This is a genomic window from Pseudarthrobacter sp. TE3704, assembly GCF_056279405.1.
The window spans coordinates 190,739-209,990 of record NZ_JBWCCJ010000005.1; the positions used below are offsets into that span (position 1 = coordinate 190,739).

21 protein-coding genes are annotated in these 19,252 nt (G+C 63.2%); 10 read left to right on the forward strand and 11 right to left on the reverse strand.

Going from position 1 to position 19,252, the window contains the following annotated elements:
- Positions 1-568: 568 nt before the first annotated feature.
- Complete coding sequence (locus ACZ9BC_RS15135) at positions 569-1,822, reverse strand: hypothetical protein (RefSeq protein WP_476246661.1); 1,254 nt, start codon at positions 1,820-1,822, stop codon at positions 569-571.
- Between the two features lie 153 nt (positions 1,823-1,975).
- Here ACZ9BC_RS15135 and ACZ9BC_RS15140 point away from each other — a divergent pair, with 153 nt between their 5' ends.
- The 3 genes from ACZ9BC_RS15140 (at position 1,976) to ACZ9BC_RS15150 (ending at position 3,073) form a co-directional block, all read left to right on the forward strand.
- Positions 1,976-2,368: a hypothetical protein gene (locus ACZ9BC_RS15140; RefSeq protein WP_476246662.1), complete on the forward strand. Its 393-nt coding sequence runs from the start codon at positions 1,976-1,978 to the stop codon at positions 2,366-2,368.
- A gap of 248 nt (positions 2,369-2,616) precedes the next feature.
- Positions 2,617-2,745, forward strand: a complete 129-nt coding sequence (locus ACZ9BC_RS15145) for a hypothetical protein (RefSeq protein ID WP_476246663.1) — start codon at positions 2,617-2,619, stop codon at positions 2,743-2,745.
- Positions 2,746-2,845: 100 nt separating this feature from the next.
- Positions 2,846-3,073, forward strand: coding sequence for a hypothetical protein (locus ACZ9BC_RS15150; RefSeq protein WP_476246664.1), 228 nt, complete (start codon positions 2,846-2,848; stop codon positions 3,071-3,073).
- Positions 3,074-3,264: 191 nt separating this feature from the next.
- Here ACZ9BC_RS15150 and ACZ9BC_RS15155 read toward each other — a convergent pair whose 3' ends face one another.
- The gene (locus ACZ9BC_RS15155; protein ID WP_476246665.1) at positions 3,265-3,693 is read right to left on the reverse strand and encodes a hypothetical protein; all 429 of its coding nucleotides are present in this window, start codon (positions 3,691-3,693) and stop codon (positions 3,265-3,267) included.
- A gap of 835 nt (positions 3,694-4,528) precedes the next feature.
- Here ACZ9BC_RS15155 and ACZ9BC_RS15160 point away from each other — a divergent pair.
- From ACZ9BC_RS15160 to ACZ9BC_RS15170, 3 genes are all read left to right on the forward strand, one after another.
- Positions 4,529-7,000, forward strand: coding sequence for a type IV secretory system conjugative DNA transfer family protein (locus ACZ9BC_RS15160; protein ID WP_476246666.1), 2,472 nt, complete (start codon positions 4,529-4,531; stop codon positions 6,998-7,000).
- A 188-nt stretch (positions 7,001-7,188) separates the two neighbouring features.
- Positions 7,189-8,379 carry a hypothetical protein gene (locus ACZ9BC_RS15165; RefSeq protein ID WP_476246667.1) on the forward strand — a complete coding sequence of 397 codons (1,191 nt, stop codon included), beginning with the start codon at positions 7,189-7,191 and terminating at the stop codon, positions 8,377-8,379.
- Positions 8,380-8,488: 109 nt separating this feature from the next.
- Positions 8,489-8,914, forward strand: coding sequence for a hypothetical protein (locus ACZ9BC_RS15170; RefSeq protein ID WP_476246668.1), 426 nt, complete (start codon positions 8,489-8,491; stop codon positions 8,912-8,914).
- A gap of 359 nt (positions 8,915-9,273) precedes the next feature.
- On the opposite strand, the gene ACZ9BC_RS15175 is transcribed toward ACZ9BC_RS15170, so the two are convergent.
- On the reverse strand, positions 9,274-9,456 hold the full coding sequence (locus tag ACZ9BC_RS15175; protein WP_476246669.1) for a hypothetical protein: 183 nt from the start codon (positions 9,454-9,456) through the stop codon (positions 9,274-9,276).
- 203 nt (positions 9,457-9,659) lie between these two features.
- On the opposite strand from ACZ9BC_RS15175, the gene ACZ9BC_RS15180 reads away from it, so the two are divergent.
- Positions 9,660-10,730, forward strand: a complete 1,071-nt coding sequence (locus ACZ9BC_RS15180) for a hypothetical protein (RefSeq protein ID WP_476246670.1) — start codon at positions 9,660-9,662, stop codon at positions 10,728-10,730.
- A 307-nt stretch (positions 10,731-11,037) separates the two neighbouring features.
- On the opposite strand, the gene ACZ9BC_RS15185 is transcribed toward ACZ9BC_RS15180, so the two are convergent.
- From ACZ9BC_RS15185 to ACZ9BC_RS15200, 4 genes are all read right to left on the reverse strand, one after another.
- Positions 11,038-12,057 (reverse strand): NYN domain-containing protein, encoded by a 1,020-nt coding sequence (locus tag ACZ9BC_RS15185; RefSeq protein ID WP_476246671.1) that lies wholly within the window; start codon positions 12,055-12,057, stop codon positions 11,038-11,040.
- Between the two features lie 42 nt (positions 12,058-12,099).
- Positions 12,100-12,285 carry a hypothetical protein gene (locus ACZ9BC_RS15190; protein WP_476246672.1) on the reverse strand — a complete coding sequence of 62 codons (186 nt, stop codon included), beginning with the start codon at positions 12,283-12,285 and terminating at the stop codon, positions 12,100-12,102.
- 202 nt (positions 12,286-12,487) lie between these two features.
- Positions 12,488-12,787 carry a DUF4193 domain-containing protein gene (locus tag ACZ9BC_RS15195; protein ID WP_476246814.1) on the reverse strand — a complete coding sequence of 100 codons (300 nt, stop codon included), beginning with the start codon at positions 12,785-12,787 and terminating at the stop codon, positions 12,488-12,490.
- A 139-nt stretch (positions 12,788-12,926) separates the two neighbouring features.
- A complete protein-coding gene (locus tag ACZ9BC_RS15200) occupies positions 12,927-13,727 on the reverse strand; it encodes a hypothetical protein (RefSeq protein WP_476246673.1) in 801 nt (266 codons plus the stop codon).
- A gap of 101 nt (positions 13,728-13,828) precedes the next feature.
- Here ACZ9BC_RS15200 and ACZ9BC_RS15205 point away from each other — a divergent pair, with 101 nt between their 5' ends.
- Genes ACZ9BC_RS15205 through ACZ9BC_RS15215 form a run of 3 tightly spaced genes read left to right on the forward strand, consistent with a single transcriptional unit; the run spans position 13,829 to position 15,542 of the window.
- Positions 13,829-14,533, forward strand: a complete 705-nt coding sequence (locus ACZ9BC_RS15205) for an SOS response-associated peptidase (RefSeq protein WP_476246674.1) — start codon at positions 13,829-13,831, stop codon at positions 14,531-14,533.
- Positions 14,530-14,928 carry a hypothetical protein gene (locus ACZ9BC_RS15210; RefSeq protein WP_476246675.1) on the forward strand — a complete coding sequence of 133 codons (399 nt, stop codon included), beginning with the start codon at positions 14,530-14,532 and terminating at the stop codon, positions 14,926-14,928. Before ACZ9BC_RS15205 ends, ACZ9BC_RS15210 begins: the two co-directional genes overlap by 4 nt.
- A complete protein-coding gene (locus tag ACZ9BC_RS15215; protein ID WP_476246676.1) occupies positions 14,925-15,542 on the forward strand; it encodes a suppressor of fused domain protein in 618 nt (205 codons plus the stop codon). Before ACZ9BC_RS15210 ends, ACZ9BC_RS15215 begins: the two co-directional genes overlap by 4 nt.
- Before the next feature lie 131 nt (positions 15,543-15,673).
- On the opposite strand, the gene ACZ9BC_RS15220 is transcribed toward ACZ9BC_RS15215, so the two are convergent.
- From ACZ9BC_RS15220 to ACZ9BC_RS15235, 4 genes are all read right to left on the reverse strand, one after another.
- Positions 15,674-15,958: a hypothetical protein gene (locus ACZ9BC_RS15220; RefSeq protein ID WP_476246677.1), complete on the reverse strand. Its 285-nt coding sequence runs from the start codon at positions 15,956-15,958 to the stop codon at positions 15,674-15,676.
- A 628-nt stretch (positions 15,959-16,586) separates the two neighbouring features.
- Positions 16,587-17,723, reverse strand: a complete 1,137-nt coding sequence (locus tag ACZ9BC_RS15225) for a tyrosine-type recombinase/integrase (RefSeq protein ID WP_476246678.1) — start codon at positions 17,721-17,723, stop codon at positions 16,587-16,589.
- Between the two features lie 116 nt (positions 17,724-17,839).
- Positions 17,840-18,052 (reverse strand): helix-turn-helix transcriptional regulator, encoded by a 213-nt coding sequence (locus ACZ9BC_RS15230; RefSeq protein ID WP_476246679.1) that lies wholly within the window; start codon positions 18,050-18,052, stop codon positions 17,840-17,842.
- A gap of 319 nt (positions 18,053-18,371) precedes the next feature.
- Positions 18,372-19,085 (reverse strand): HNH endonuclease family protein, encoded by a 714-nt coding sequence (locus ACZ9BC_RS15235; RefSeq protein ID WP_476246680.1) that lies wholly within the window; start codon positions 19,083-19,085, stop codon positions 18,372-18,374.
- Positions 19,086-19,252: the final 167 nt, after the last annotated feature.

Consider the following 19,252-nt stretch of genomic DNA (forward strand, 5'->3'; position numbering starts at 1 on the left):
CTACCCCTTTGATGATCAGACTGACAAGAACTAGCGACGTGAGCTGCGCCTCCCCACGGCTGGAACAGATGGCCCCCTCTCCAAGCCCTTGGGCTGCGTCAGAGCGCGAGTGCTCGGAGGTAGCGCTTGAGGAGCCTGCGGAAGAGGTCTTCGAACTCGTCGCTGGGGAGTGAGCCGGCATAGGGATCGCCGGTCACCCCGCCGGCTCCGACCGGTTCGGAGACACCTACTGTTAGCGAGGCGTAGTCGTTGCGGAAACGGAAGTAGAAGCTCAGGCCGAGGATTCATGGCTCCCTTGGGGACCACGGCGACTACAAGGACGCGCCCGCTGACGATGGCTGACAGGGCGGAGTGGACCGGATTGTCGTCGTAGCCCTTCGGCCCCGGAAGTTCGGCGATGGCGTCCTCAAAGCACTGCTTAACGAGGTCCTTGGCGGAAACTCTGATTCCGTCAGCCATGCCATGGGCAGGTGCTGGGCGGCTTTGGCATATCGAGTCAGGTCACTGGTCATGGACCCTATGTGTACGGAGAGGCGCACGCAGATGCCCAGGAGGCTCGACGGGCCTTCTATTTGGCGTCGGCGCTAACCAGCGACGGAGTAACACCTGCCAGTGCCGAACCTTCCTTGATAACCTGTCCGACCACTCCCGGAATAAGTATGGCCCCAATGTTTAGTGCGGTCTCCGCAAATTGCGGCGGGAATCCTTGGAGGTAGAAGATGGCAGCTGCGCCTATGCAAACTGCTGCCAGGATCTGGTGAAGCAGGTTTGGATGGGCAGGCGGACTCCAATCGTTTGCCGCGGCGGGGTGCATTCCGCCCGCTACGCGCTCCGCTGTTGCCAGGATGGCTTGGGACTCCTTTACCATCTCTTGGAACGCCGGGAGCCTCGCCAGCTGATGCAGTGGCAGCGACAGCTCTGCCTCCCCGATACGGGGTCGGGGAACGCTGGCAAGGGTCCTCGCCTCATCCATCAGAAAGTTGTAAGCACGGCCGGCAACCCCTTCCGCGATGGCGTCCGTTGCGCGTGTTCTTCGTGCAGGTTCCCACAGAGCGGGGTTGCAAAGGGAGGCCTTGTATTCAAGAGCAATGAGCTCTCTGGCTGCTTCGGCGCTTCGACCTAAGTTGCCCGCCATACTCCTGCCAACATCTACAGTCCCAAATATAGACGGGGCGACATGACCTAAGAACAGGGCGGCCTTACGCACCTGCTCGTCCTGACCAGGCAGGGCATGGCCATCTTCCGCCCTCCGAATGGGTGTCTGCACTTCCTTCAGCTGGACAACGAGCGGTGGGTCGTTGCTGGTACAGAGGTACTCATCGGTGCGGAGAACACCCTGGGCAAGCTGGACGGGGTAGTAGAGGGCCCACGCTAAAGGTTCAAGACCCTGATGAAGCTCTACTGCCTTCCTGCACATCCTTAGACCCCTGGCATGGATGAAACGTACTGCTAACAGGCCGACAGCCGCGATTATGATGCCTCCCAGAAGCCCTGATAGGAAAGTTGTCAGCACAGAAGCGGCCGCGATCGCTATGAGGGCCGCAATTGACCAGCTTGCCAGGGACGACAAGAGGCAGCGCCGGGCTTCCACACGATAGGCACATTCACGGATGTCCACGGGTGTCGGGTCCTCCACGTCAATAGATCTCACGTGGCCCTCCAAGCCAGCGAACGGGCCGGAGGATTCGAGGTCGATCACCGGTTGTAGAAATGCACGTCCGCGCCGCAGCCAGACCGCACGCAGAGTGTCGTCTACGTCAAGCCTTCCGGCCAGCAGTCGGAACACATCGCCAGGCCTGGGCTTCATGGTGAGTCGAAACATTCTCTGCCACCTTTTCCCCGGCTTCCACTTCAATCGATAATGAGCCGTTGCTCTCGCCATGGGAAGAGGAGGCAGTCGGATGTCCAGCGGCTAGGGCACGAAGACCTGAGCTTGCTCGCTGCTAGGCTTCGAGCAAAACGACGAGGGGACGACATGTATAGCGACGCTGAATGGAAGGAGCTGACGGTGGAGGGCCGGCGGATCCTCAAGGATGTGGCCCGAAGGGCCAGCCTGATCGACTACGGGAACTTCAACAAGGAGCTGGCCGAAGCAACCGGGCTCCCGGCATGCAATCTTGGGACCGAGGCCGGCCGCGCAGACATCAGCCGCCTCTTGGTGAGGATCCACGAGCTCGACCGGGAAGCAGGCAGTGATTACATGCTGACTGCCCTGGTGAAACTCTCCGGCGAGAACTACCCCGGGAAGGGCTTCTTCACCCTCGCACAGCAGGAAGGTCTGTACGACCCGGACAAGGAGCCTGAGCTCGAGTTCTGGCAACGACAGGTCGGGCTGGCTCACCAGGCCCACAGAAGGACCCGGGCATGATCCCCCCGAAACCGTCCAGCAAGGACGCCGTTGCCTGTGTCGGGGATGTTGTCGGAGGCATCTTGGTCGGCTGTTCACGGCGGCCCTCAAAATTTGTCGTTGGAATCGCACCCAAAGGCTTTGGGCTCGGGGATGTGGAGGACGCCGACCATCCCTCGGTGAAAGTCTGCGGGGTATGCACACGACACCTGGAAGCCCTCGTGGAACAAATGGAGGCGTCCTCTCCGGAATCACACCGGACGTCTCCTATGGTGTTTACGCTCGGCGAGCTGCTGGAAATTTGGGATGAGTTTTTCGAGGATCTGACCTCCACCCTTGCCGAAGCCATGGGAGCCGAAGAGGCCCCTGGTTGGGACGCGGACTACCAGTTCCGGTAAGCGACGGGAAGGACCCGGCCACGTTAGCGGCGCCGGGTCCTTCCGATTTCTAGAAGGTAATGCCTCCTCGGTAGCTGTCCTCCGCGTAGGCTACCGACAGGTGCGGGGCGACCTGCTCGGGCGTTACCAGCCACTGGATGCCGTGCTGTCGGCGGGGTTCGCTGTGCTCGGGCTGGCTGCAGAACTCGTCAGGAGTAAGCACGTAGAAGCGTCCGGTGCGGTCGCCGTCCTCATCGAGTTCTTCGACGAAGTAGGACCCAAGCAGCGGGATGTCGTCACGACTAAAATCCTTGGGTCCCGCCGGAAGGTTCCGTCCGGCCCTGGATAGCAGTCGGTGACTTGGCTGAAGTTGTGGACGTCGTTGGCGTCCTCAAGGAGGGTGACGTGGTGCTTGACGGGGCGGCCGAACATGAAGTCAGTGTCGAGGATAGGCATGGGACGCATGTGTGCGGGGGTTGTCAGTTAGCTGCTCCCCGAGGCCATCTGAACGCCGATACCTGAGGGGACCTCATCTTGTTGTCAGATGCGCAACGGAGGTCGGTGAAGTTCGCCAACGACGGACAAGTGGTCCCAGGAAGAAAGACCGAGCGTACCGGTAGCAGTTTGATAACTGGCTAGAACCTGGAAGGCCCAGCCCCCACAGGGCTGGGCCTTCCAGGTTCTAGCCGAGGGCCGTTCCTGCTGTAGCCAGTCGTCGACCACGTCGTTCAGACTCATGTTCAGGTTCCAGCCAAACTCCATGTAGGCGTTGGCTGCGAATTCAGCAAACTGTTCGATGTCGTCGCGTGTCTCGAAGCCGGTGAGCCCAAGATAGGCGGGGTTGGCGAAGTTGTACGAGAACCGGTGCATTTCATCCCACTGCTTCCGGTCTTCAGGGCTGAGAGGGTCCGGCTCGTCGGGACCGTCCCAGCGGGGTTCGTCCTCCGAAAGGATGGCGTCTCGTGTCACGAATCGTTGTCTGCTCGTTCCCCGTTGAGTGTTCCCGGTCCGGCTGCCGCCGGCCCTTTCCCTTCCCGTTGGGCTTCTCGTTGCCGGCCCGTTGACCTGCTGCTTCGCAGCGGGGGCTTCTCATTGGATGGCCTGCCTGCAACGACGGGGCCTTCGGCCTGGAGCCGGACTTCGTCCGTCCGGGGGACTTTTCGTTGGCTGCACGGATCGTCGAGCTGTTCGTGCCGCGGCTCGATGACTTTGCGTTGCTCCTCGCTGCTCGCGCAGCGCGATGACTCATCGATGACTTGACGCTTGCACTCGTCGTTGACCCCTGCCTTCCCGGGGCGCAGCCCCTAACACCACGAGCCTCCTGCAGGACAAGCCACCTGCTGTTCCACGACGTGGCCGCGCGCAGCGCTACACAACCGGCTCACTGACAGCCGAGGCTGGGTGATGAGTGGCTCATCCTGGGGCGAAGCCCCTTTGCCTGGTGGCCCCAGGCTGACGGGCCGGGACGCAGTCCCGCCGGATTGGGGGTCGGCCGGAGGGCCATGATGGGTGAGGCCAAGGGCGGAGCCCGGCCACCGAATGGGACGAAGGCCAGCGGCCCGCAGGGCTGCTCCTCTGCGAGGGATGCCGCACACTAGCAAGTACAGGCGGGATCCGAGAAGATGAGGGCTTCTATCCTACACAAACCACACGTGGGATAGGCCTGAAGCGGGGGTGAGGGGCCCGATCCCGGCTTCCGGGGATAACCGGGTTTTCCATTACCAAAACGGTGATTCAGAATCGCGGTTATCCGGGGTATGAGGTTTCTCAGGGCCAGGGGCTGGTTCTACGCATGGTCTAGGGCATGGACCTGAAGATTTTCCGGCTCGCCCGCGCAGGCGGCATCGACACCAACCCCACCACCTTCACGCAGCGTGCCGGGACTTTCGCTTCCGCCGTCGCCCAGAACGGTGCAGCCACTTTGCTCACCCGCCGCGAGGCCACCGGCCTTCACGGCTACGTCATCCTCGACGGCAAAACGGTCGCCGCCAACGCGCCGATCCACCTGGCGCACACCGTCGGAGCCCGCGCCGAAGAGGCGGAGCTGCCCACGGATCTGGCCGACTCCCCCGCCATCGGACAGCTGATCTACCGCAACTCCCCCGCACTGCGCGAGACCCAGTCGGGCATTGACCCGACCGAGCTTCCCCGCATCCTGGCCAACGCCCTTCCGGCCGACTCCTGGGTCGCCGTCTCGATGCGCGCGCCGTCGAACAAGGAGCGGAAACGCTACTCGCCCTGGTTGGCCAACCGCCTCGGCACCGCCACCCCGGTCCACCACTCCACTTCCCCCGCAGCAATGGTGGTCTCCATCACCGCCGGCGGGTCCTCGAAGGACGAAGTTCGCTCCGTCCTTGCCCAGGTCACCGCGGGGCTCCCGGGCTTCGACCTCGATTCCGAAGTCGCCTTCCCCGCCACCCGGCACCGCGCAGCCATTGGCGCCTTCATCGCCCCGGCCCTTGCAGCGGCAGCGCTCATCGGTGTCCCGTTCATCCCCGCCGATGTCGTCGCACTTGCACCGGCCGCCTTCGGATTTCTCACCCCGGTCCTGCTCGGCTTGGCTGTCATCGCGGGCATCCTCGCCGCAGGTGCGTTCACCGGCAAGCTGGTCTCCCCCGACACCAAGCTGCGCACCAAGTTGGAGACGGCGTCCTTCCCCGAGCCGCCCGCGCGCCGCGGCAAGCCCAACCCGCCGCGCAAAGAACAGACCATCAAGCGCACCGGCTCCAACGGTCAGTCCTACGAGAAGCGAATCGCCGCGTCCGACGGTGACTACCCGCTGGCACCGGACGCCTTCATTGTCGGACCCAACGTCGTCGTCGGCATGGTCTCCCCGCACGCCGGCGCCATCTCCGGTGTCGCAGCCACCCGCGCACGCGCCACACCCCCGGACCTCCTCCAGGACATCGGCCCGCTGCTCGGCAGCAATGACGACGGCTCACGGCACCTGTCCGCCGCAGCCCTGCTCTTCGGCACCGCGATCGTCGGCCAGCCCGGCTCAGGCAAGTCCCTGCTGGTTCGCTCCCTCTTCGGCTGGCACTGCCTGGAACGGGTCCGCCCCTCCGGCCGGCCCGGATACCCCGGCCGCCACAACACCCTCATCGCGTTCGAGTCCAAGGGTGACGGCGTGGCCAAGTACGTGCAGTGGGCCCACACCCTGGGCGACAAGGTCCTTGTCATCGACGCCGCGGACCCGACCACCCCCGGCATCGACATGTTCGCCGTCCCCGGCGACCACGCCCAGCGCGCGGTCTTCTTCGTCAACGCCATGAAGTACACCTTCGGCCGCGAAGCCATCGGCGACCGCTCCTTCGAGACACTGACCGGCGTCTTCACCGCAGCCCTCGCCATCGACCAGGCACTGCTGGACTCCATGGAGGACCGGGACGAACGCGCCATCGAAGCGAACCGCTCCCCCATCTACTACGCCTACCTGCTGCTCGGCGGCCGCGGCGACGCAATCGGTGTCGAGCTGGCCGCCGCCATCAAATCTCTGGCCGTGAAGATGCGCGAACGCGACACCCCCAGCGCGGTCCTGGAGCAGGCGTACGGGGCGATCGCCTCGCTGTACGAAGGCCGCACCGAGTCAGCGCGCCGCCCCTTCCTTGAAGCACCGCGGAACAAGGTCAGCGCCATGCTCGACCTCGAGTCCTGGTGGTCACCGGCCCGCCGCAAAGTCACCTGGGCTGACGTACTCGAAGGCCACCGCTCCGTCGTCATCAACACCGGCTCCTCCCCCTCGGGCGCCGTCCTGGAGGAGAACCAGAACCAGATGATCTCCTCCATGCTGATGTTCTCCCTGAAGAACGCCATGGTCCGCCACTGCTCCGGCTGGCTGGAGCTGGGCCGCTCCGTCACCGTCTTCGCCGACGAGCTCTCCCTCCTGGCTGGCACCTCGCCGGAGATCATCAGCTGGATCCGCGACCAGGGCCGGTCCTACGGCATCCGCGCAATCCTCGCCACGCAGCGGCCGGAGCAGCTCGGTGCCGCGCTGCGCAACAACTTCCTCACCTACACGACCCTGATCTCCTTCGCCCAGACGGACGTCACGACCGCCGGCGAGGTGGCCTCCAACGTCGGTACCGGTGACTGGAGCGTCGAGGACATCCAGCACCTGGAGCCGTACCACGTCGTTGTCCGCACCTCCGTGGACCAGCGCCGCCAGGCCGCGTTCATCGTCAAGCTCCCCAATTTCGAAGCCACCATCTCCAACTACCCCGTCGCCCAGGGCTACGCCCGGCCCCTTCCTGCAGGAGCAGTCCCATCGCCACGCTGACCCCGCGCCGCACCGCAGCCACAGACTCGGTCCACGCATCCCTCGTCCCCTCCGCCTGCCCGGACGATGAACTGGCCACCCACTCCCGCCGCGACCCGTACTGGGACCGGCTGTGGGCGCCCGGCTCCCAGGCGGCCTGGTCCAACCGGCCGCTGCTTCAGCAGCGCAAGGAAGCCAAACCCTCGTCGGTGAACGCCCGCTACCTCATGGGCGAGGACGAGGCGATGCGCCTGCTCACCATCAACCAGGGACGGCGCGAACGCCTGGCGGCCTGGGGCGTCATCGATTCCTGGCGCACCGTCTCCGCCGAGCAGCTGGCAGCCATGACCGGGTCCCGGCTGTACCTGAACTCCGCCTCCTCCAACCTGGCCGCGTCCATCTCCCTGCACCTGCTGGACGTCGGCACCTACTCCGCGCCCGGAGTCTCCGACGCAGCCCTGGACCGGAACTCCCTGTACCGGCCGTCCAACTCCGAGACCTTCGACAAGCTGATCGCCCCGGAGCTGACCTGGCCCGAGTGGATCTCTGTTACCGGCGGCTACCCCTGGTCCGGCGGCGGCCAGTACGACCGGCACAACCTGCTCTCCACCGAGCTGGCCCTGCGCGCCGCCGAGTACTTGCCGATCGGCGCGGTCCTGGGTGAGAAGTTCTCCACCGTTGACCTGCTCGCCGGCACAGGCCTGGGCAAGAAGGTGAAGAACCCGGACAACCGCCGGGCCGACGGCACCATCGTCCGCACCGACGGGCTGCGCATCGCGTACGAACTCACCGCCACCGCGTCCCGATCCCTGGAGAACAAGGTCCGGCGCTGGGCACAGCTGATCAGCGAACGCCCCCTGGAAACCTCCGGTCTCACCGTCGTCTTCATCGCCGCACCCCACCCCGACCGGCCCAAGGACAGGTCCGGCGATCCGCGTCACGAGATCTACCGCCGCGTCGCCGCAGTCCTGAAGGAATTCCCCGGCACAGGCACTGACTCCCCTGCTGCACGCATCGGCATCGCCGCGTGGGATGAGTGGTTCCCCGCCCGCCATGAACTGTCCGAGGACTTCTTCACCCTGGCCGCCGACTTCGCCCTCAACAACGTTCACGGCCCCGGCAAGTGGGTGAAGCGCGAGCTGCTCGGCGACTACAAGTTCACGCCCTGGCAAACCTTCGACGCCACAGCCGTTGTTGACCATGCCCCACTGCTCGCGGCCACCCCGCACTGGATGCGCGAAGGCGACCGGACCCACCTGATCGGATCACCCATGGATCGCAACGGAGCAACCGCTCCCGTGCCCGGACCTGTCCGGCCCGAGCGCTCCCGTGGCCGCGCACTCGGCAAAGGAACCGGCACCGCCGGCGACGCGAAGCTCCCTCCCCGGCTTCGGCTCTGACGCGAGCAGCCCTTCGTAACTCGTCCAGCCAATCAGCCTTGTGCCCTTGTCTAAGACACAATCGATTATTCTCAGTGAGCTATTAACCGTATTTCTTCAATTGGATCCAATGAAACTCTCAGTTCTGCCCGTCGTCCTGCTGGCTGCTGCCTTGGGTGCGTGTTCCGCCCCTGCGGCTACCACGACTGCTGCCACTGCCACTGCTTCATCACCTGGGGTCGTCACCAAAAGCGCCACGCCCACGCCAACCGTCCCCCTCGAGCCAACCACCTTGAAGGAAGCCTTGGCGATTGCCAACAAGGAACACACCGAGCCCATCGCTGCAGTCGGCGCGATGGAAGACCTATACCGGCAGGCCGAGCCTGCACTCAAGCCGGGCATGACCGATAACGGGTGGTACAAGATCGAGATCATCAGGATCAACACAAGCCTCGGGATGCTAAAGGACAGCTTGAGTGACCGCGAAGTAATCCTCGGCGTGAAGCAGTACGTGGCCATGATGGAAGCCGAAGCCATCAGGCAGGGCAAGGCGTAACCTGCCTGCGGCGGCTTCCGGAGATCGATTAGCCGTTCAAAAACGCCCCGACGAGCAAATGCTGGCCGGGGCGTTCTTCGTGCCGGGGATCAGTTCTTCTTGAGATTTACCGTCGTCGTGGTACCAAGGGCGCTGACCTTGTAGCTGATGGTGTCGCCTTCGTACTTGAACTCCTTGGCGTCGTCAGTGGATGCCAGGAGCGCCGTGTCGGTTGCCGCCGCGTCCCTCTGTGAGGTCCAGGTGTATGGTTCCGTGGCGTCAGTCGGCGCAGCAAACGTTCCAACCCAATAGATCGAGGTCGTGCTGCCGCCGTCGCTGACCCATTCGACGGTGATGGTTTCGGCGGTGATCGTGGCCTGCTAGTAGGACTTCTCGCTGTTGGGGTTGCTCTGTTTCCATACCCCGGTCAGGTCAGGAGCCTTTTTGGGTGCTTCTTCAGTGGTCTTGGAATCGGCAGCACCTGCCGGGGCGGTGCTTGCTCCGCCGCACCCTGTCAGGGCAAGGGCAGCAGCAAGCACTAGGGGTGCGATGAGTTTCTTCATGAGCTTCACTTTTACATACTCATCCGACGTTTTTTCACCGCTCCCGCGGCCCCGCATGGTGGCGCTGGTCACTCTTCTCTTGGGAAGTGCCAGGCACCCAACGCCCCCGGAAATCCAGCGCTGAGCTTCCGTATCGGATTATGACGCGGCCCGGCAAGTCACATGCCGGGCCGTGACGTACGATTCCGTTATTTCATCGAATCATGGGGTACCAATTGAATAAGCTTTTCCCGGCCGCCGCAGCGGCTGCCGTCCTGGCGCTGACCGGCTGCGGCGGCGGATCCAGCGCCGGATCATCACCGGAAGCCGCACCCGAAACTACCAAGGCTGCGTTCACCGCAGACCAGACCTGCCACCAGCTCTTCGCCAATGGTGACGAGGGCCGGATGTTCGGAGCGGTCGCCTTCCTGACCAATCTCCCCGACGCCATAACGGCGTCCGATCAGACCAAGGCGAAGATCTTCGCCACCGATCTCGAGTTCGTCGGCAACACCGCCAATGACGAGCTGAAGCCCCTGATCACCGACATGTCCAAGCCGCTGAACGACCTGGCCGCCGCGCAAGGGGCCAGCTACGAGTTTGTCGCCGAGCCGTTCAAGGCGGCCGCCAGCAAGGTCGTCGAGATGTGCCCGAAGCAGGCCAAGGAGTACGACGACGAGAAGGCTGCCAAGGCGGCCCTGGAAAAGGCAGAGGCCGACATTGCAGCCAGGAAGGCAGCGGAGGAAGCCGCCGCGAAGGCCGCCGCTGAGGCTGCAGCCGCGCCGAAGGAGTACGCGGGCTTCGGGGACGACGTTGTCACTATCACCAAGCACGGCACCGGCGCCCAGGTTGCGATCATTCAGCACACCGGCGGCAGTAACTTCGCCGTCCACACCCTGGACGCCACGATGGACACGACCGACCTGCTGGTGAACGAGATCGGCAACTACAGCGGCACCGTTTTGTTCGATGCCCGCAGCCGGGACCAGACGACGGCCCTGAAGATCACCGCCGGCGGCGGGTGGACGGTCAAGCTTGTTCCCCTGACGAGCGTCCGGTCCTTCGACGGTTCAACGCCGATGACCGGCCACGGGGACGATGTCTTCTACTACAAGGGTGCTGCCAAGCCGGCGACGTTCACGCACAACGGCACGTCCAACATTGCGGTGCACACGTACGGGACCCGCCCGGACCTGCTCATCAATGAGATCGGTGCTTACACCGGCACTGTCGTCTGGGCTCCGGGGCTGTACAAGGTGACTGCTGACGGAGACTGGTCAGCGACTTTGAAGTAACGACGCTCAGATGGAACCGCCGGCCCGGATGCACCAGAAGGTGGGGACCGCCGCGGTTCCATCTGAAAGTCTTTGGCCATAGAGAAGCCGTCCCGTGCCAACGGGACGGCTTTTCCATGGGGGCAGGTGTCGCCGCCGCCAAGCGATCCTCTATGGAATCGGCCCGAAAGGGTTGAAAGTCCTGTGGAGCTAGGTGCACATGCGGCGAGGTAGCTACTACCGAATGGCCAAGGGGTACATCGGCCCCTCCTGAGCCCAGCATGTTCTTCTGCTGAATCAGAATTACGCGGGTGCCCACGGCTGGCGCCTAGATGAGTTGGTCCAGCTTCCTCCAGAACGCTTCCCGCAGCGCCCGACGGATGCCCTGGAGGTCAGTCTTGTATTCGCCGATCCGCTGGGCACAGTCCTTTAGGAGCACCCGGTCGATGTCGGCGGGAAGGATGGGCCGGTCGGCCAGGAGTTCGTTGAGTTCACCCTGGGTGATGGTGCCGTACCAACTGGCGGCGACACTTTCGCCAACGTCGTGCGCCACGTCCATGGCGCTGTCCTCGGTGGGAAGGATGGTGGGTCCGGATCCCCCGGAGCTATAGACGAGGTGAGCCTCGGTTTTGTGTGTCCGCGGCGCCGGCAGAACCATCCGCTCCCGTGCTGGAGGGCCGGGGCGGGCTGCAAGGTCGGACGGGCGGGGACCGGGGGCAGGCGCGGTCAATGCGGGAATCTGCGGAGACGTTGCCGGCCGGACGGCCAGCGCCGGGGTGGGCCGGGGCTCCTCGGCGATGGTCTTAGTGAAGCACTCCTCGATGAGCGCCGTCGGCAGGGTGATGATGCTGTCTACGCGCAGCGCCAGGTGTTCGGCCACGGAGGTGACACCCAGCCGGTGGTTCGGGTTGTCCAGGCCCACAAGAACGACCTTCATGCCCAGGTCCTGGGCCTCCTCAACGGCCTCGGCCAGGTCGTCATCTCCGGACATCAGGAAGGCCACGGAGGCGGCCCGGTTCCGGGCTACGCCAACCAGGTCCAGCCCGAGTTTGAGGTCCACGCCCTTCTGCTCCCCGTTGAAGGAGATCCGGCCCAAGCGGACCTTCACATCCGGCAGCAGCCCGATGCGCTTGTGCTCTTCGGTGAACAGCGCATCCTTGGACGCGTCGTACCAGTAAACCCGCAGAACATCGAGGCCCGAGTGCTCCGCGGTGCGCTTCAGGATGCCCTGGATGAGCTTCTCGTAGTTGACCTTGAAGGCCGACCGGAGGGAGGTGCCCGCGACGTGCGTACCGCCCACCGCGAGGAGGAAGCCGGCATCAACAAAAATCGCACTCTGGGTCACCATGGACTCAACCGTACAGGCAGGCACCGCCCCTTTTGGAACGGTTCAGCGCTTGACCGGGACGGGCCTGTGCCAGCCGGCGAAAGCAGCCAGTTCGAGCTCCAGTTCCTGACCCTTGCGGAGGGCGTCAACGTATCTGGATGCTCCGAGGGAACGCAAGGGAGCGACCATCCAGGCCGCGAGTACGTTGTGCGGGACCTTCAGGTCCAGCGCCACGTCGGAGAGCCTCATCACGGCAGGATCAGGTTCGCCGTCGCGGACCTGAAAGCCGGGACAGAAGGTGCCGTCGCAAATGCACCCCCGCATAAGCTGCGGCAAAGGCCGGTCCGAGCTGGCGCGGAATCTGGCGGTCGCATCCGCATGCCGCTCCAGACCAAACTCGGGCCTTATTCGGTCCCAGACATCGTCACCTACCGCTGGCCAGAACCTTGGCTCAGCCTTCACATTCGATGCAGTAGGCGTGGCCGTTTTTCTCCTTGGCGACCTGGGAGCGGTGGCGGACCAGGAAGCAGGAGTAGCAGGCGAACTCGTCATCGGCCTGCGGGACGACCTCGACGACGAGCTCCTCGGCGATGAACTCCCCGCCTGGGGTGAGGCCATCGAATACGTCGGCTTCGTCGAGCTCCAGGACGACGGACTTTGCGTCGAGAGCTTTGGCGGACTGCAGCGCTTCCAGGGAGTCATTCTGGGATTCCTTGACGTCAGTGCGCAGTTCGTCGTAATCGGCTGCCACGAAGGTGCTTCCCTTTTCTGTTGATTCGGGTTTGTCCGACATGCAACGTACAGGATGTTGACCCTATTCCACAGCGGGCAGACTGGGGGCCGAGGCGGAGGCACACTAAGCTCCGCCTCGCTTGGGAGTCTGGGCGGGACTAACTGGGCCTCGGAGAGGTTTCCCCGGGGCGGGTGGAGCGTGGCTCTGCCCATTTGTGAAAAGCCAAACCGGCGAGTCCTGCCGCCCAAATGATAGAGGCCCAGCCGGTGACCGATCCAAGGCTTCCCGCATGGTCCGGGTAGATGATGCTCACGGTTCCGAACCAGGCAGCACCCGCAGCGACGATGAACACCATGGGACGCCATCCAGGAAGCCTGAGCGAAAGCACCGCTCCAGCCACAGGGTTCACCAGTGCCGCGGCCGCTTGTATCGGCCAGTGGTCGAAGTCCCAGGTGAGGTCGACAGGATCCCGCCCCTCTCGTGCTGCTGTCGCCATGTCGGAGGCGAACCAAGCGGCGACGGGAAGCGCGAGTACCGATATGGCAAGGGTGGGCCAATGGAATCTGCCGGCCCTACGGAGTGCCTTGAGTTCTCTATTACCTTCCGGTAGGAGTACAACGGCGGACGGGACCAAAAGACCTGCGACTATCAGCAGGTGCCCGGGCCGGATGGATATTACAGCGGCAGCAAGCACAGCGGTCGCTGCTGCCACCGGAAGCAAGGCCGCAGAGGCGCTCTCGGGGCGCGCACCGAGGACGCACAGCGGTATTCCGACGAAGAACGTGAACAGGACGCCCCAGCCCCTCTCCAGCAGATAGCCCTCGTAGAACTCCGGTCGGGACTGGAAGAGCAGCGGGACGCTCAGGTCGACGAGGCCGAAAAACAGCAGCAATACGAATAGTCCTGCGATCCAGCTGATCCACCGGATCGTCCGGCGCCGCTCCTCCTCCTCGTTCATGGGCAAAGAGTCCTCCAGCCACTCTCCCTCGTCAAGAAGCTTCTTAGGCCACGGGCAGCGCGGACGTAAGCATCCCGTTTTAGGTGGGGCAGAATGGGCCCATGTGCGGAAGATACGTGATGTCCAAGGCCACCGGCGATCTGCTGTCCTACTTTGACGCCAAGGAGGTAGAGGGCACCCCGCCCTCGCCGAGCTGGAACGTGGCGCCGACGCAGAGCGTACCCATCGTGGCCGAGCGACTGGACGAAGGCACCCTCGACCGTCACCTGCTGATAGCCCGTTGGGGCCTGGTGCCGTCCTGGGCCAAGGACATCAAGATCGGTTCCAAGCTGATCAACGCGCGCAGCGAGTCGATCCTGGAGAAGCCCTCATTCAGGAAGGCGGCCGTGAAGCGCAGGGCCATCGTCCCGGCCGAGGGGTATTACGAGTGGCAGAAGACCGAGGACGGCAAGAAGATCCCCAACTACCTGTTCTCAGAGAAAGAGCCCCTGCTCGGCTTCGCAGGCCTCTACGAATGGTGGGCTGACCCCTCCCTGCCGGAGGATGACCCGGAGCGGTGGCTGCTCAGCTGCACGGTCTTGACCACAACGACCCAGGATGCGTTGGGGCACGTGCACGACCGCAGCCCCGTTGTCATCCCGAGGGACCGATTCGCGGAGTGGCTGGACCCCGACCTGACCGACAAGGCGGATGTCCAGCACCTGCTGGACTCCCTGCCGGAACCAACTCTAACCCCGCGGATCGTCAGCGCCAGGGTCAACAGCGTCCGCAACAACGGGCCCGAGCTCCTGGAGCCGGCGGAGTGATCAACTTCCAGGCCACGGTCCGGTTTCCGAATGGGCTGATGTGGCTCATGTCCGAGGACACCAAGGAGCTGGTGATCCCGGACGTTGATGGCGTGGCCAACTTCTGGACCAGCTCCAATGCCTGGGGCATTGCCGTCCTGCACGACGCCGACGGCGAAGTCGTGGTGAGCATCAGCGATAGCCCGCCCAGTGATCCGGCCCTTATCCTGTTGCATGAGGGCGTCCTGCATTCCAGCCGGCGGCTGATAGGTATTGAGACGGTCTACATCGGCCGGGTAGCCAGCTTCCGCACCCGCTCCACCGAGGCGGCCATCAGCATCTGGGGTGACGATCCCGGGCAGCCGGAGCGGATCCACATCCAGTGCCCGGACATCGACGGGGAGGTCATATCGTGATCGTTGAGCAACTGCGCGAGCACTATACGCAGGTCGTCGGCACGGAGCCTGCCTACCGGGAGATGCGGACCAGGGACGGCCACGCCGTGGGAGTCTTCGAATGGCCGGCCGGCACCAGCCGCCTGGGCGTCCACTTCTACGCTTCCGCGGGGGCCAGCCAGTATGGCCCCGATGCCCGCCACCACGCTGTCGAGCTGTTCGTCGGTGTACAGCACGGCGACGAGGCGGTCCTGGAAGGCTTCGCCGACATGGCCCTCAGCGTCCTGAAGAGCGGCACGGTGCCGCGGCACGGCGTCTTCGTTGCCGGTGACTGGAAGGTCATCAAGGGCCGGGACTTCACCGGCTGGGTCCTGACCGAGCGCCCCGATGACCTGATCCCTCAACTGGACCTGCCCGATGGCGGGCACGTGGTCTTTCTAGACGCGCTGCCCGTCTTTTGGGAGGAAGCGGAGTACAGGCACGGCAACCGGGCCGACGACCTGTTCGAGATCTGGGAGGCCGAGGAAGTGAAGTCCTGGGACCTGAGCCGCGCATTGCCTGCAGGGATCGAGCCACGTCGCACTGGTCCTGCCGCCTGGCTGAGGCGTGCCGTAGGCAAGGTTAGGAGCGGATGAGCGAGGAACGAGCGGCCTTCGATGCAGCAGCCCTACCAACCTACCCTCGGAGACTTTCTCGCCAGAACAAGGCGCACATGGTTCGCGGGGCTCGTGGCGACACGAGCTGACCTCAAGTCGGCTCACCACGGCTAACGATCTGTTGGCCAGTGCTCTCGCGGACTTGCTGCCGGGGTTGTCGGGAGCGCGTCGATCTTCACCAAGGCTCGGTGGGTAGCAACTATGAGCATGATGAACCCGATCAGGGCCAGGATGCCACCGAGTGCGGCAATGGCGATAAAGATGCTTGCCAGGGACTGATCGCCCCGAGCGAATGCCGTGGTCGCGAAGAAACCCGATGCGCTGCTGAGGAGCGGACCACAGATAGACATTGTGACGCCGCCTACGAAGATCCCGGCGGCAGGTTTAAACTGCATGATTCCCCCAATTAGATGACTAGTGGAAGATTACAGCCAGGATTGGAGACCATGCCTATGTGACGGGGGTACCCTACGGCTGTCGGGCCCTACCCTTAGCCTGCGCAGATGGTGAAGTTTGATCCGGAAGGTTCCGCGCAGATGATGGGGCGGATAGCCGCGGAGGATGAGGCGGAAGCCGTAGCGTCCAGGTACGAGGATCTGGAGCCCGATTATGAGTACTTGACGGCGACGGCGCGTTGCTGTTGCCCGTGCCACTGACTGGAGGCGCTATGGCCCGCGGGGATGACCTAGAGCGTTTTGCAGCGGAGACAGAAGGGCTGCGAAATGATGTGAGGCAGCTCCGCGAGCTGCTCACCGTTTCGTTATGGTTGGCTCCTGCAGCGACTGGGCATTGTGAGCACCATGTGGTCACGCACCACAGGACTCGATGGGATTACTTGGGATTTCGGATTCCCTGCTCGCCTTTGAAATGACAGGGAATAGGGGTTCTGTGGTGAACGCACTGTAAATCAGCTGCTGTTGGAGTCCCAGGCATACGGCGCTAATCGCTGTCGGCTCATCACGAAACCGGGAGAGACAGCGCAGTTGCTGTCCCTCCCGGGGAACTACAGAAGAACGCGGGGCACTATCCGCAAGTGTGCTTCGAGGACCGCTCTGGTGGTGCCAAGTTTGCCAGTCCCTGCCCGAAGTCCGGAATCAGGTTGGGTCGAGCTATGTAGGAGCGCCGGGTGACTTCAGGTGACGAATGGCCAAGCATGATGGCTGCGGACTCGTCATCAAACTCGTCTGCCAACTGGCTGGCAACTGTCCTTCTGAATGTATGCGGCGTGATGGGTTCGGAAATCCCTGCCGCCGCAAGTGCCTTGGCGAGGTCTTTACGGAAGTTCGACGGCCGCCAGAACGTCCCGTTCCTAGTTCCGAAAACGGCTCCCGTCGATGTCGCGGGGGCGTTGGCATTGCGCCTCAGGAGCATCCCCGATGCCCAAGCGACGGTGATGGGGTACGTACGAAAGGATTCATCAGTTTTTCCGAAATCCTGGCGATAGAAGGAGGGGCCTTCCACCAATGTGCCACTCACCGTGACGGTCGGAACTGTGGAGGAGAGATCTACATCTTCCCATCGGACAGCAAGAACTTCTCCGACACGCATACCCGTCGCCGCAAGCAAGATCACGGCATCCGCTAAACGGCTCGTCGGCTTTGGCCCGCCGACTCCTGGTTCAACCTGCCGTTCGGCGACGGCGGCATGAACTTTGCGGACCGTCGATGGCGTCATGGTCTTCGGCTTTGCCCTTTTCCGCGGAATCTTGGAGACACTCTTTACCGGGTTATCCGTCCTGTATCCCTGCTGGATAGCAAAATCCATGACCTGCTGAAGCACCTGTTTCGTGAGGGCGGCCGTTCTGAAGCCGGTTCCGGCCTCGATGTCGTAAAGACCGTGGAGGACACGCTGGCACTGGGGAGTACTGAGGGTTTCAACTGGGACGTCGCCAAGAACCGGAATCACATGACCGGTGAGCTTCTGCTCGTATTGCAGCCACGATTGCATTCTTAATCCGGCCGTGGGGGTGTTCCCAGTCTGGGACACCTGATCGATCACAACGGTCGCTGGCCGACGTACATCGAGCCATTCTGCCACCAACCTTGCCACCGTCAGTACGCCTAGGCTGTCCGCGACGCCCCAGTTTTTCTCGGCCTCTCTGATTGCGGCACGGACAGCCTGCTCCGCGGCGCCCTTGGTCTTCCCTTGGCGCTTAATCATCACGGCTTCCCCGGAACCGTCGCGGTATCGCGTTCGAGCTACCCAACGGCCAGTGGTCTCATCCCTTTTGGAATTGAAGGTGCCTGGCTGCCAGGGCAGCATTTTGGCCCTTGGCATTAGGCCGCCCTTTCGTTCTGGGACAGCATCCAGGAATCAACATCTTCCTGCCGGTAGAGGGTGCGACCGCCACCCAGACGCGTAAAAGGGGGGCCCACATCCATCGAGGCCCAGTTCGCCAAGGTTGCTGGCGAGAGACGGAGGAAGGCAGCTGCTTCCTTGCGGGTCAGCCATGTAGCTGCCACAAGCGGATCGACTGAGTTAGTGGTCATGCAGGCTTCTATGCACGAGTGGCCGCCACGGGCGCCCTGCGTCGCATGAAAAGGTTCAGGGCACACTTTGGGGCACGTTTTGAACGGTAACGACCAGTGACGTGCGGGAACCTTCCAAGCCGCAAAAGTCCTGAGAATCCGGGGATTTATGGGTGCACGGGAACTGCCGGGACCTCCTGTGAACCAATGAACTGGAGAGAAAAGGTCAACAAGTGTATTTTTGGAAGCGGACGAGCCATTTCAGGCTCTATGAAACCGTCGGCGTATGAGAAGGCTCAACAGTCGGTGGACCGCAGCTCTGGCAACTTTGTTCTTTCACTCAATTACATCCCTTCAGCGTCCTTGCAATCGCGTCGTGCTCCGTGCGGGTGGCCCAAAGGCTGTATTTGGCCTTAACAGCAGTTTGGCGGGCGACGTACTCGCATCGGAAAGCTCTGTTTGGCGGCAGCCACGTGGCCGCGTCTTTATCGCCTTTGGCACTGTTGGTGGGGCCGTCGGCGGCCATGAGATTGAGCGGGTCATTAGCAAGTTCCTTGCGCTGGTCGGCGTTGAGCTGTTGGGCACCCTTCTGCCACGCATCGCTGAGGGCAACGATATGGTCGATCTGGACATCCGAGCTGGTGTCCTGGCCACGCGTGAAGGTAATCGTGGTGCCGGTGTACTTATCGGTGAGGGTTCCTGCCATGACCACACAGTTGTTGGTGCCTGGCTTGAAAGTTTCGTTCGTCATGTCGCGGGCGAGGATGTCGTTCCGGCTGTCGCAGCCGTTGCGATCAACGTCAGCCCAAGCCGGTCCAAATTCGGTGCGAGTGTAGCCAGTCTTTGAGGCGCGACCCTTCACCGGAATGCTCTCCAGTTGTACAAGGGCGTTGGCCGCGTCACCAGCAGGGGCCGGCTCATCGGCGGCGACTTCTGGAGCGGCCCCAATGATTTCGAAATCATTGGCTAGGGCGTCACAACCTAATAATGACCCAGCCAGCATCATCGCGGTGACAGCGGTCAGGACTTTGGCGGGAGAACAGGTGGTCTTCATGGTCCTTCTGGTTCAGTGGAGCTGTTCTACGCTAGCCTCGACCGCCATCTGCCGCAGGTAACCGAGTCCGTGGTGCCTGCCACACGTCAGCGCCCATAGGTCTGTCCGGAAGTCCGCTTCGGATGCCACTGGTTGCCTCAACTTTTCAAACCATAGCCCCATACGAA

Bases quoted from the DNA above. Each gene is read 5' to 3' on its own strand.
- ACZ9BC_RS15135 (WP_476246661.1), bottom strand. From the start codon at position 1,822: ATGTTTCGACTCACCATGAAGCCCAGGCCTGGCGATGTGTTCCGACTG.
- ACZ9BC_RS15140 (WP_476246662.1), top strand. From the start codon at position 1,976: ATGTATAGCGACGCTGAATGGAAGGAGCTGACGGTGGAGGGCCGGCGG.
- ACZ9BC_RS15145 (WP_476246663.1), top strand. From the start codon at position 2,617: ATGGTGTTTACGCTCGGCGAGCTGCTGGAAATTTGGGATGAGTTTTTC.
- ACZ9BC_RS15160 (WP_476246666.1), top strand. From the start codon at position 4,529: ATGGACCTGAAGATTTTCCGGCTCGCCCGCGCAGGCGGCATCGACACC.
- ACZ9BC_RS15170 (WP_476246668.1), top strand. From the start codon at position 8,489: ATGAAACTCTCAGTTCTGCCCGTCGTCCTGCTGGCTGCTGCCTTGGGT.
- ACZ9BC_RS15175 (WP_476246669.1), bottom strand. From the start codon at position 9,456: ATGAAGAAACTCATCGCACCCCTAGTGCTTGCTGCTGCCCTTGCCCTG.
- ACZ9BC_RS15180 (WP_476246670.1), top strand. From the start codon at position 9,660: ATGGGGTACCAATTGAATAAGCTTTTCCCGGCCGCCGCAGCGGCTGCC.
- ACZ9BC_RS15185 (WP_476246671.1), bottom strand. From the start codon at position 12,057: ATGGTGACCCAGAGTGCGATTTTTGTTGATGCCGGCTTCCTCCTCGCG.
- ACZ9BC_RS15190 (WP_476246672.1), bottom strand. From the start codon at position 12,285: ATGAGGCTCTCCGACGTGGCGCTGGACCTGAAGGTCCCGCACAACGTA.
- ACZ9BC_RS15200 (WP_476246673.1), bottom strand. From the start codon at position 13,727: ATGAACGAGGAGGAGGAGCGGCGCCGGACGATCCGGTGGATCAGCTGG.
- ACZ9BC_RS15205 (WP_476246674.1), top strand. From the start codon at position 13,829: ATGTGCGGAAGATACGTGATGTCCAAGGCCACCGGCGATCTGCTGTCC.
- ACZ9BC_RS15220 (WP_476246677.1), bottom strand. From the start codon at position 15,958: ATGCAGTTTAAACCTGCCGCCGGGATCTTCGTAGGCGGCGTCACAATG.
- ACZ9BC_RS15225 (WP_476246678.1), bottom strand. From the start codon at position 17,723: ATGATTAAGCGCCAAGGGAAGACCAAGGGCGCCGCGGAGCAGGCTGTC.
- ACZ9BC_RS15230 (WP_476246679.1), bottom strand. From the start codon at position 18,052: ATGACCACTAACTCAGTCGATCCGCTTGTGGCAGCTACATGGCTGACC.
- ACZ9BC_RS15235 (WP_476246680.1), bottom strand. From the start codon at position 19,085: ATGAAGACCACCTGTTCTCCCGCCAAAGTCCTGACCGCTGTCACCGCG.